Raw genomic sequence first — 12,063 nt, 5'->3', positions numbered from 1 at the left:
TACTCCTGCGTTAAGCTGGCCTCCGAGCCGAACGAGGGGACCGCCGCATGACCGAGCAGGAACCGGAACCGGAACCGGAGCCGATCCGCCGCCGCCCCGGCGGGCGGGCCGCCCGGGTGCGCCAGGCCGTCCTGGCCGCGGCCATGGAGGCCCTCGCCGAGGGCGGTCTCGCCCGGCTCGGCATCGCCGACGTCGCCGCCCGCGCCGGGGTCAACGAGACCACCGTGTACCGGCGTTGGGGCAGTCGGGAGAAGCTGGCGCTGGACGCCATGCTGACCGCCAGCGACGAGGGGATCCCCGTCCCCGACACCGGGGCCGTCCGCACCGACCTGGCCGCCTTCGCCCGCGCCCTGGCCGACTACACCGCCACCCCGCTCGGCCGTGCCGTCGTCCACGCGGCCGCGCACAACTCCGACGACCCGGCCCTCGCCGAGTCCTGGCAGGCCTTCTGGCAGACCCGCCTCGACCGGGCCGGCGTCATCGTGCACCGGGCCGTCGAGCGCGGTGAACTCCCGGCCGGCACCGACGCCCGCCTCGCCCTGGAACTGCTCTGCGCCCCGATCCAGACCCGGGCCGTGCTCGGACACCGCTCGGTCGACCCCGACCTGCCGGAACGGCTCGCCGACGCCCTGCTGGACGGGCTGCGCGCGCGGGCCTGACGGGCGGGTCTGACGCGGGTCTGACGCGCGGGCCTGACGGGCGGACGCGCAAGGGCCGGTGACTCCAGGGGAGTTCACCGGCCCCTCGCCGAGCAGCCGAGAGCCGATCAGTCGAGCAGCCGGGCAGCCGGGCAGCCGAGCAGCCGGGCAGCCGGGCCTCAGGCCGGGCCGGCCGCGCCGTGCAGGATGCCGCCGCCGTCCCGGCCGCGCAGGGCCAGCGCGGCCGGGAGGACCGCCGCCGGCAGCGCGACGGCCGCGCAACAGGCGGCCAGCACGCCCATCACCGTCCACGGCACCAGCACGGGCGTCGGGCCGACCAGCGCGGTCAGCGCCGTCCAGGAGCCGCCGACGCTGATCGCCGTGCCCAGCCCGCCCAGCAGGGCACCGGCCGTCACGCAGAGCAGGGTCTCGACCGCCACCGTGCGCAGCACCTGGCCCCGGGTGGCGCCGGCCAGCCGCAGCAGGGACAGCTCCCGCCGCCGGTCGCCGGTCGTCATCACCAGCGAGTTGGCCAGCGTGATCACCGCGTAGCCGATCGCCAGGCCGAGGATCATCAGCAGGGCGTTCCAGGAGTCCCGCGTGGTGCTGTCGGTGGCGGCCGACCAGACCTGCTCCGGCGTTTCGAGCCGGGCGCCCAGCCCGTCCACGGCCGTCCGCAGGGCGGCGGCGGCCTGCGCGCGGTCGGCGCCGGGCGGCAGCCGCAGGTCGATCCGCTCGGCCAGGGCCGGCCCGCCGACCCCGCTGGTGACGGCGTCGGGGTCGGTCACCCAGGCCTGGACGGCCTCGGCGCCGGTGCCCAGCAGGGCCGCGACCCGCAGCTCCCGCGGGGTGCCGTCGGCCAGCCGGACGGCGATCCGCGCGCCGACCGCGGGCGAGCCCGGCCAGGTGCGGCTGAGCACGACCGAGCCCGGGCCGAGGTCGGCCAGCGAGCCGGCGACGACCGGGAGCCGGTCGACGGCGGCCAGCGCGGCCGGGTCCGCCGTCGCGGCGCGGAAGGGCACCAGGGCCTGGCCGTCGTCCACGGCGGCCATGAGCGAGGTCGGGGTGATCACCGCCGCCCGCACCCCGGGGACGGCCCGGACCCGGTCCGCCACGGTCCGGCTCAGCCCGGGGGTGCCGGCCGGCACGACCACCAGGTCGGCGGCGGACAGCTGGGTGCGGGTCTCGGTGACCTGGGCGCGGTCGATGGTGTCGATGCTGCCGACCAGGCAGCCGGCGAAGGCGACGATCAGCACCACCGGGGTGGTGGTCGCGGCGGTGCGCCGGAAGGCCGTCAGCGCACTCTGCCGGGCGGTCGCCCAGACGATGCCGCCGCCGTCCTCGACGGACCGGCCGCGCAGCCGGGCCACCAGTGCGGGCAGCGCCGTCAGCAGCCGGATCGCCGGCCCGGCCAGCACGGCCGCCAGCAGCACGCAGCCGGCCACGATCGGCAGCAGCAGGGCGAGCGCGTCGGCGACGCTCGCCGCTGCGTCCGGCCAGCCGCGGGCGGTCAGCGCGAGGGCGGCGATGCCGCCGCCGAGCACCAGCAGGCCGCTCGCCCAGCGGAACGCCAGGGCGGCGCGCGAGGTCCGCTCGGCGTCCGCCTCCGCGAGCGCCTCGCCGGGGCTGATCAGGCCGGCCTTCACTGCGGAGGACAGCACGCCGGTGAGCGCGGTCAGCAGCCCGATCGCGCCTGCGACGAGCAGCCCCCACCCGGTCACCGGGACGGTGAACCCGTCCGGCACCAGGTCGTGGTCGACCAGCCAGCGGCCGGCCGGCGCCGCCCCGACCGCGCCGAGCGCGCACCCGGCGGCGGAGGCCAGCACACCGACCACCAGCGCCTCCCGGAGGACCAGGGCGCGCAGCTGGCGGCGGGTGGCGCCGATCAGCCGCAGCAGGGCGAGTTCGCGGCGGCGCTGGGCGATCGACAGCGCGAAGGTGCCGCCCACCACGAACACCGCGGTGCCGCCGGAGACCGCGGCGGACAGGCCGAGCGGCGTCTGCACGCCGTCCAGCCGGGCGGCGACCTCGGCGTGGTGCGGGTCGGCCTGGGCGCGCTCGGCACCGGTGAGCACCCGGGCCACGCCGGCCCCGCCGTTGGCCTCCACGGCCCGGCGTACGGCGTCGGCGGGGCCGAAGGCGGCCAGCGCGCCGACGGCGGGGCTGAACCGGGCGGCCCGGGCGTCGGTGAAGAAGACGGCGTGCTCGAAGGCCTCGGCCCCGGTGACGCCGGAGACCGTCGCGGTGTGCGGGCCGTCGGCGGTGACGAACCGGACCGACCGGCCGATCTGCTCCGGGCGGCCGCCGCCGAGCACGACCTGGTCGTCGGTGGCGGGCGCGGTGCCCGCGGTGAGCCGGTAGCCGCCCAGGGCGGCGCTCGACCAGGCCCGGCCGACCTGGTCGCGCGGGCCGTCCGCGAGTTGGGCGTAGAAGGTGTGGTCCTCGACCGTGCGGCCGGTCGCGGCCACGGCGGCGAGCAGCCCGGCGGGCAGGCCCGGCTGGGCGGGGACCTGGGTCGGTTGGACGTCGCCGCCGCCCGCGGGCGTGAAGTCCACGTTCAGGTCGGCGATCACCAGCACCGGGGCCTCGGAGAAGCGCTGGCGCCCCTGGTCCGGGACGCCGACGGTGGCCGAGATGACCAGGAGCGAAGTGGCCAGCAGGGCGACGCCGCAGGCCAGGGCGACGAAGCTGCCGACGAAGGAGGCCCAGCGGAGCCGGACGGAGGCGAGGGCGAGGCTCAGCATGCGAGGGCCTCCGGGGTACGGGCCTCCACCGGGTCGGCCTCCACCGGGTCGGTCTCCAGCGCGGTCATCCGGGCGGCGACCTGCTCGGCGGTCGGCCGCTCCAGGGAGCCGGCCAGCCGTCCGTCCCGGAGGAAGAGCACCCGGTCCGCGGACGAGGCGGCGACCGGGTCGTGGGTGACCATCACCACCGCGCGGCCGGGGTCGTCGGCCATCCCGCGCAGCAGGGTGAGCACCTCGCGGCCGCTGCGGGTGTCCAGCGCGCCGGTCGGCTCGTCGGCGAGCAGCACCGCCAGGCGGGTGATCAGCGCCCGGGCGATGGCGACCCGCTGCTGCTGGCCGCCGGAGAGCTCGCCCGGCCGGTGCCCGGCCCGGTCGGCGAGGCCGACGGCCGCCAGCGCGGCGGCCACCTCCGCCGCGGCGGGGCGGCGGCCGGACAGCCTGGCCGGGAGCGCCACGTTCTGCGCCGCGGTCAGCGCGGGCAGCAGGTTGAAGGACTGGAAGACGAAGCCGATCCGCTCCCGGCGCAGCACCGTCAGCTCCTTGTCCCGCAGCCCGCCGAGCACGGCACCGTCCACCCGCACCTCGCCCCGGTCGACCGCCTCCAGCCCGGCGGCGGCCCGCAGCAGCGTCGACTTGCCCGACCCGGACGGCCCCATGACGGCGGTGAAGGTGCCGAAGGGGAACCCGACGGTCACGTCGTCGAGCCCGACGACGGGTTCGGGCCCGCGCCGGTAGGTCCGGCGGACGGAGCGGAGTTCGACGGCGAGGTCGGTGGCGGGGGCGGCGGCGTTCATGATCCCCATCCCACCGCCCGGGGCGGGGGCGGCTCAATGGCCAGGGGTTCACTTCCGGGGGTACAGCCAGCTACACCCCCTCGCACCACCGGCGCTTCAACCGCTCCCAGCGCTGCGCCTGCTCCGGGGTCAGGGTGCCGCGCAGGTCGGCGAGTTTCAGGAGCTGGGCCTCGGCGTCGGCGCCCAGGGGTTGGGCCTCGGCGCGGTAGTGGTCGGTGAGCAGGGCGTCGAGTTCGGGGCGGGTGAGGGCCGGGTCGAGGCGCTGGGCGAGCTTGGCCATGTTGCGGTAGGAGCCCTGGAGCAGGAACGGCGGCTCGGTGCGGGCGCGGTCGTCCTGGGCGGCGGAGGCGAGGTAGGCGCGGTTGACGGCCAGGACGGTGCCGCGCAGGTGGAGCAGCCCGGCCAGGACGGCGGTCATCCGCTCGACCTCGGCGGCCGGCCAGGCGCCGGTCAGGGTGCCGCCCGGGGTGCCGCCGGCGCGGGCGAGCAGGGTGTCCAGGTCGGTGCGTTCGGCGGTGGCGAGCGGGGCCAGGTGGGGGCTGGCGGGCAGGGCGTTCTCGACGAAGCTGAGCGCGAAGAGGTCCTCCCGGCCGGCCACGGCGTCGCCGAGGTTCCACACGTCGGCCCGGTTGGCGAGCATGTCGGGGAGCCGGAAGAGCCGGCCGGACTCGGTGTACGGGTTGGCGGCCATCACCACGGCGAAGCGCTTGCCGCGCAGGTCCCACTCGCGGGCCCCGCCGTCCGCGACGCCGTCGATCCGGCGCTGGGCGTCGCACAGCGGGATGAAGCGCTGCAGGAACTCGGGCGAGGTGTGCTGCACGTCGTCGAGGTGGAGCAGCACGTTGTCGCCGGCGTGCAGGGCGAAGTTGAGCTTCTCCAGTTCGCGCCGGGCGGCGGCGTCGGGGGCCTCGGCCGGGTCCAGCGAGGTGACCCGGTGGCCGAGTGCCGGGCCGCTGACCGAGACCAGCAGCAGGCCGAGCCGCTCGGCGAGGTACTCGACCAGGGTGGTCTTGCCGTAGCCGGGCGGGGAGACCAGCAGCAGCAGGCCGCTGCGGTCCACGGGGCCGCCGGGGCCGGCGGTGCCGAGCTGCTTGGCGAGGTTGTCGCCGATCAGCGGCAGGTACACCTGGTCGATCAGCCGGTTGCGGACGAAGCCGTTGAGCGATGCGGGCCGGTACTGGTCGAGCCGCAGCCGGGCGTGTTCGGCGGCCAGCAGCTCACCGCGCAGCCGCTGGTAGGCGCGGTGCCCGGGGACGTCGACCGCCTCGAAATCGCGGACCCGGGCGAGCAGTTCGTCCAGGCGGAGGTCCAGCGCGCCGCCGCGAAGGCGGGGGTGGTCGCCGAGCAGTCCGGTCAGCCGGGTGCCGACGGCGCCCTCGGCGCGGCGGCGCGGCAGCGTCGGGCAGAGCAGTACGGCGGCGGCCTCGGCGAGGTCGCCCGGGTCGGCGTCGGAGGCGGCCGACTCCAGCCAGGCGGTGGCCAGTTGGTGCCGTACGGGGAGCAGGGAGGGGTCTTCCGGCAGGGCGGTCAGGGCCTCGGTCAGCCCGGCGGACTCCGGGGCGGCGTGGAACTTCTCCAGCAGTGCGCGGGCCCCGGGGGAGTAGGCGAACTCCAGTGTCTCGGAGGCGAGTTCGGCGACCAGGTAGGGTCCGGCCGGTTCGGCCCCGGCCGCGCCCGGGCCGGACCCGGTCGGGGCGAACTCTGCCACGGCGGCCGACAGTTCGGCCGTCAGGGCGGCCAGCGCCGGCACCGCGCCGCCGTACGCCTGCCGGGCGAGGCCCAGCGAGCGGGCCCGGGTGTGCCAGACCAGCCGCTGCCGTTCGTCCGCGCCGTGCGCCCAGTACAGCTGGGCGGCCGCCCGGGCCGCCGCCGGGTGCCGCAACAGGCCCGCCTCGGCGCGGAGTTCGAGCAGGGCGCGGAGCACCAGCGCGGCGTCGTGGTCGTGCACCCCGCGCTGGTAGCCCTCGTCCGGGCGCCGTTCGGCGGCCCGCCGGACGTACTCCAGCAGGTCGCCGTCGGGCTCCCCCGGCTCGGCGGCCAGCAGCAGGCTCGCGGCCAGGTACTCGGCGCGGTAGAGCGCGGGCGTCTCGGAGGGCAGCGGCCGGTCCCAGTACCGTTCGGTGGCGGCGAAGGCCGGGTCGGTGACCGGGGCGCGGTAGTCGGTGCCGGTGAGGGTGAAGGCGGGCCGGCCCCGCCAGGGCAGCAGGGTGAGTTCGGGGCGCTGGGTGGTGACCGCGAACAGGTGGCGGCCCAGTCGCAGGGTGCCGGGGCCGTCTCCGGCGAGCTCGGCGCGGTCGCGCAGCGCCCGGTGGGCGCGGCCGCGCGCGGCGCGCAGCCGTCCGGTCAGCTCCTCGGCCCGGACCCGGTCGCCGAGGGCGGTCAACTGTCCGGCGAGGTCGCGGAGTTTGACGGCCGTCGGGTCGGCGGCGAACGCGGCCTCGATCTCCTCGAGAGTGCCCAGGGCGGCCAGCCGCCGGTGCAGGGTGTCGAGGATCCGTTCGGCGGAGGCGGCCAGCCGGTCGGCCCGGCCGGCCCGCTGCTCCAGCAGGTGCTGGCGGCGGGCGGTGAGGGCGTCGTGGATCTCGGTGCGGCGTTCGGTGAGCTGTTCGCCGAGCGCCGGGTCGGCGTCGGCGAAGCGGGTCTCCAGCTGCTCGATCCGCAGCAGCAGGCGGCCGAGCCGGTCGTCGCAGGCCTCGGGGGTGTCGGCGGCGGCCAGCGCCGCGGTGACGGCCTGGGCGAGCAGCGCCGTCTCGGCGGCGAACTCGGCGGCGGCCTCGCGGGTGCGCAGCTCGCGGCGGCGGACGGTCAGCGTGCTGCGGGCCCGGTTGAGCAGTCCGAGGACGTCGGCGAGCCGGTCCAGGATGGCGGTGCGGGTGGTGGCGTCGGCCAGGTCGAGGGTGCCGACCAGCTCCGAGACGGTCTGCAACGCCTCGCTCTGCGCCGTGAGTTCGAGGCCCAGCGGCTCGGCCTCGGCGGCGGTCGCCAGCGCGGCGCAGCGCTCGGCCAGCTCGCCGGCCCGGCGCCGGTGGGGCTCGAAGGCGGCGGGTTCGGCGAGCTGGACCACTGCTCGGTCGGCGGCCTCGGCCAGCCCCTCGGCGAGGTGCTCGGCCAGCGCGTCGATCCGTTCCGCCCGGGCGCGCGGCAGGTCCCGCAGGGCCTCCACCCGGCCCTGGGCGCGGCGCAGCGCGGCCAGCCGGTCGACCCATTCGGCGGCGTCGGCGATGGTCTCGCCGCGCGCCGTGCGCAGCAGGCCCTCGACGTGTTCGGCGGTCTCCTCGGTGCGGGCGGCGGCGTGGGCGGTGAGCTGGGCGACCGCCTCGTACTCGGCGATCACCTGCCGGGCGGTGTCGCGGATCTCGGCGAGCGGTGCGGCGAGGTCGCCGAGGCCGCTCTGGCCGAGCCAGTGGTGCCGGTCGGCGGTGCGGGTGCAGGCGGTGAGCACGGCGTGGTGCCCGGCCGGGGTGTCGGCGCCGGCCGCGGCCAGCCGGGCGAGGGCGAGGCAGTCGGCCAGGCCGCGGACCAGGTCGGCGTTGCCGATCCGGGCCAGCGGGCCGGTGCCGGGCGGCTGTTGGGCGGCGTGCCGCTCGCTGGTGAACGGGCTCTGCCAGAGCTGGACGGGGTGCAGCCGGGTCGGGCCGTCCTCGGCGGGGCGCAGCGCGATCAGGGTGCCGTCGTCGAGCAGTGCGTAGCCCTGGCAGGCGAGCGGGGCGGCGGCCTCCTGGCGGACGGAGTTGTACGGCTGGAGCAGCGCCCGGCCGTCGGTGGCGGAGCGGAACTCGTACAGCAGGTCCTCGCCGTTGGGGGAGAGGACGGTGCGTTCGTAGGCGAGGCCGTCGACCGGCTGGTCGAAGGTGCGCACGGTGCCGTCGGCGAGGTGGCAGCCGCCGGGGAAGGCCACGCCCTGGTCGGCGGGCAGCCGCAGGCAGGCCTGGCCGAGGGCGTCGATCCGGGTGACCCGGCCGGTGGGCAGGTGGACCACCAGGTGCCGGACGGTCTCCTCCTGGTACGGGCGGACCCGCACCAGCAGCAGGGTGGCGAGCCGGGCGTGGGCGACCTGGGCGTCGGCGAGGGTCTGGAGGGCCTCGGCGAGCGGTTCCCGGTGCAGTTCGCGGCCGTCGGGGGTGGTGAGGGTGAGCCGGCCGCCGTCCACGCCGAGGTGGAGTTCCCCGGCGAGGCCGGCGCGCGGTGCGGTGCCGGGGGCGGCGGGCAGCTGGTCGTCGCGGGTGAGCGGGGTCCAGTCGAGCTGGCGGCCGTCGGCGGGGGTGTGGTCGCGTTCGCCGCGGCCGTCCTGGTAGGTGGCGCGGTCGTCGTCGAGGCGCCAGCGCAGCACCCGGACGTCGGTGGCGGCCGGGCCGGTGCGGAAGACGGCGAGCAGCCGGCCGCCGACCGGGCGCAGCCGTTCCAGCCGGGCGTCGCGGAAGTAGCGGCGCAGGTCGGTGAGGTCCTGGCGCAGCCGGGGGTCGTCCAGCAGGGTGCCGTCGGCGGGGGAGAGGTCGTCGGGCCGGTGGAGGGAGAGGAGGTCGGTGAAGTCCTCGGTGCCGCCCTCCGCCTCGGCCGGGCGGGTGCCGAGCAGCAGTCGGCCGCCGACGGCGGTGAGGTCCTGCGGCAGGCAGGCCCGGGCGGTGGTGAGCCGCCCGGTGCCGGTGAGCCGTAGTTCCCCGCCGCCGAACTCGGCGACCCGGCGGGTGTTCAACGCCTCCGCGCGGTCGGCGAGTTCGGCGGCGGCCCGGGCGAGCCGGCCACGCAGGACCTCGTAGCTGCCGGCGTCGGGCCGGGCGTCGTCGAGGGCTTCCACGGTCATTCCCCTGGTGTTCGGCGGGTGTCTGCCTGCTGCTGCTCGGCGGGTGACTACTTGCTGCCGTTCACGGCGGCGCCGGTGAGCGCCCCGATCGGGGTCTCCGCGATGCCCAGCTTCCGTGCGGAGTCGAGCAGTTGGCGCAGCTGTCCGGCCTGCTCGCCGCCGCCGCCGATCAGCTTGAGGAGCAGCGCGGACACCGTCAGGTTCTGCACGTCCGCGGTGGAGACCGAGGACAGCACCCGGGTGAGGTCCTTGGTGAAGTCGGCGCTGCCGTCCAGCCAGGGCCCGGCCAGGGCCTGGGCGGTCTGCGAGTGGCCGACGAAGGCGTCCACGCTCTTGCCGGCCGTCACCGACTGCACCAGCCGGTCGAAGAAGACCGAGTCCCCGCCGACGATGTCGATCTTGGCCTTCTCCAGCCCGGCGGCGACCAGCGCGGCCTGCGCCTCGGCGATCTGCCGCTGGGTGTCCAGCCCGGCCAGGCGGACGTCCTTCTCGGCGGCCAGCCGCAGCCGGTACTCCTCGTGCCCGCGCGAGGCCTCGTCCAGCTTGGCCATCGCCGCGGCCTTCTCGGTCAGGCCCTCGGCCTCGGCCTTGAGCTTGGCGCCGACCTCCAGCGCGCTCGCCCTGGCCTTCTCGGTCTGCACCACGGCCTCGGCGCGGCCGACCTTCTCCACCGCGGCGGCCTCCTGCTCCCGCACCTGCACCCGGGCCAGGCCCTCGGCGGCGGCCTCCGCCCGGACGCCCTCGGCCAGCTTGACCTTGGCGGCCGCGTCCAGTTCGGCGGCCTGCTGCCGGGCCTCGGCCAGCACCAGCGACTCGCGGGCCTTGTGCGAGGCGGCCTGCTCGGCGGCCTCGGCGGCCTTGATGTCCTTGACCAGCTTCTCCTGGGCCTCCGCCTCGGCCTGGATGACCACGGCCTTGCGCATCCGCTCGGCCTCCTCGACGGCCCGCAGGGTCTTCACGGCCTCCTCCTGCTCGGCGACGGTGCGCTCGACCGCGACCCGCTCGCGGACCACGTCGGCGACCTCCCGGCGGCGGGACTCGACCTCCTTCTGCTTGGCCATCACGGCGAGTTCGGTCTCCCGCTCGCGGCCGACGACCTCCAGCAGGCGGTCCTTCTCGATCCGCTCGTTCTCCACCGCGATGACCCGCTCGCGGTTCTTCTGCGCCACCGCGACCTCGCGGGCCTGGTTCTCCCGCTGCACCCCGAGCACCTCCTCGGTGCGCAGGAAGGCGGTCTGGGCGGTGAGCCGCTCCTCCTCCTGCACCCGGGCGATCACCGCGTCCTCCTTGGCCCGCAGGGTCTCGATCTCGCGGCGCTGGCGGATCTCGGCGTCGGCCTGGCGGCGCTCCAGCTCCAGGACTGTCTCCCGGGCGTCCACGTTCTGCCGGGTGATCTCCTTCTCCTCGTTGCGCTGGTACTCGTTGGTGCGCACGTGCTCGATCGCGGTCAGCTCGGTGATCTTGCGGATGCCCTGGGCGTCCAGGATGTTGTCGCCGTCCAGCTGGCTCATCGGGGTCTGTTCGAGGTGGTCGATGGCCGCGTCCTCGAGGGTGTAGCCGTTGAGGTCGGTGCCGATGACCGCGATGATCTGGTCCCGGAACTCGTGCCGGTGGGTGTACAGGTCGGTGAAGTCCAGCTGCTTGCCGACGGTCTTGAGCGCCTCGGCGAACTTCGCCGCGAAGAAGTCCTGGATCGCCTGCGGGTCGCTGGCCCGGGCGGTGCCGATCGACTGGGCCACCTTGACGACGTCCTCGACGGTCTTGTTCACCCGGACGAAGAAGGAGATCCGGATGTCCGCCCGGATGTTGTCCCGGCAGATCAGGCCGTCCCGGCCGGCCCGGTGGATCTCCACCGTCTTCGCCGTGATGTCCATCAACTCGGCCTTGTGCAGGACCGGCAGGACGATCGCCCCGGTGAAGGTGACGTCCACGCTCTTGGTGCGGGAGACGATCAGGGCCTTGCCCTGCTCGACCTTCTGGAACAGGCGCCCCACGAAGAGCAGCGCGGCGAGCAGGATGAGCAGCACGACGGCGATGAGTACGCCGAAACCCACGGCGATGGTGTCCATCACGGAGTCCTTTGACGGGATGGTGGTGCGAAGTGGTTGACGGGGAAGCTGTATTGACGAGGCGTCAGAGGCCCGGCGGGGACGGGTCGAACGGCGCGACCAGGAAGTGCTCGCCGTCCGCGTCGTAGTCGTAGATCAGTGCGGTGCGCCCGGCGGTGAGCTCCGGTTCCGCCTGCGGGGTGCGGACCTGCACGGTGGCGGTGGAGCCGTCCCCGGCGGTCACCTCGGCCTGTCCGAAGTCGGCCGTCACCCGGCCGGTGCGGATCACGCAGACCCGGCCGACGAAGTCGCCCCGGGTGACCGGCCGGTCCTCGGGGAACAGCCGCCGCAGCGGTCGGACGAGCACCCGGGTGCCCGCCCAGGAGGCGACCAGCGCGACGACGAACACGCCGCCGCGCGCCGGTGCCCCGGAGGTGAGGACGGTGCCGGACAGGCTGACGAACCAGGCGAGCGCGACCAGCAGCGACACCGCCACCGTCGCGGGCACCCCGCCCAGTCCCAGCGCGTCCAGCACGCCCCCGTGGTGGCCCGTGCCGTGGGCTCCGTCGGCGGTCCCCCCGTCGGCGGTCCCCCCGTCGGCGGTCCCCCCACCGGCGCCGTGCCCGCCGGACGCCCTGTGGGCCACGTTCCCCCCGACACCGTGCCCCCTGGCACCGTGTCCGACGTGACCCGCCGGGCCCACATGTCCGGCGTGCCCGGCACCCAGGTGGTGCCCGACGCCGTGCCCCCCGTGCACGGCGTCGAACCCCAGGCCGCCGATCAGCATCAGCAGCCAGTACCCGACGACCACCACCAGCGCGAAGCTGAACAGCGCCGTCGGAAAGGCCAGCGCGGCCGCGAAGAAGTCCCCCGTCCCGGCCATGCCCCCCGCCTTTCCCCCGGCACCGGGCATCGGCGCCGCAGAGATCATGGCAGCGGGCGGGGCGTTCGCACATTGCCAGGATCCGGCAATCTTTACGGCCTTTTGACACCCTGGTACGCGCGCTGCCCGTGACACTGTGACGGTCGGGCAACAGA

Annotated in this window: 6 protein-coding genes; 1 reads left to right on the top strand and 5 read right to left on the bottom strand. The window is 76.2% G+C overall.

Translation table 11 applies throughout. The features are described from left to right. Positions 1-47 precede the first annotated feature (47 nt). Positions 48-659 (top strand): TetR/AcrR family transcriptional regulator C-terminal ligand-binding domain-containing protein, encoded by a 612-nt coding sequence (locus ACFWXO_RS10965; protein WP_380523245.1) that lies wholly within the window; start codon positions 48-50, stop codon positions 657-659. 158 nt (positions 660-817) lie between these two features. On the opposite strand, the gene ACFWXO_RS10960 is transcribed toward ACFWXO_RS10965, so the two are convergent. From ACFWXO_RS10960 to ACFWXO_RS10940, 5 genes are all read right to left on the bottom strand, one after another. Beyond that, positions 818-3,382, bottom strand: coding sequence for an ABC transporter permease (locus tag ACFWXO_RS10960; RefSeq protein WP_380523244.1), 2,565 nt, complete (start codon positions 3,380-3,382; stop codon positions 818-820). Then, positions 3,376-4,176: an ABC transporter ATP-binding protein gene (locus tag ACFWXO_RS10955; protein ID WP_380523243.1), complete on the bottom strand. Its 801-nt coding sequence runs from the start codon at positions 4,174-4,176 to the stop codon at positions 3,376-3,378. Before ACFWXO_RS10955 ends, ACFWXO_RS10960 begins: the two co-directional genes overlap by 7 nt. Before the next feature lie 70 nt (positions 4,177-4,246). After that, positions 4,247-8,977, bottom strand: a complete 4,731-nt coding sequence (locus ACFWXO_RS10950) for a DNA repair ATPase (protein ID WP_380523242.1) — start codon at positions 8,975-8,977, stop codon at positions 4,247-4,249. Positions 8,978-9,024: 47 nt separating this feature from the next. Then, on the bottom strand, positions 9,025-11,046 hold the full coding sequence (locus ACFWXO_RS10945; protein ID WP_375888221.1) for a flotillin family protein: 2,022 nt from the start codon (positions 11,044-11,046) through the stop codon (positions 9,025-9,027). A 64-nt stretch (positions 11,047-11,110) separates the two neighbouring features. Beyond that, positions 11,111-11,908, bottom strand: a complete 798-nt coding sequence (locus tag ACFWXO_RS10940) for a hypothetical protein (protein ID WP_380523241.1) — start codon at positions 11,906-11,908, stop codon at positions 11,111-11,113. Between the last annotated feature and the right edge of the window lie 155 nt (positions 11,909-12,063).

The organism is Kitasatospora sp. NPDC059088 (assembly GCF_042738155.1).
Classification (GTDB): domain Bacteria; phylum Actinomycetota; class Actinomycetes; order Streptomycetales; family Streptomycetaceae; genus Kitasatospora.
This window is presented reverse-complemented; position numbering and strand designations above follow the sequence as displayed.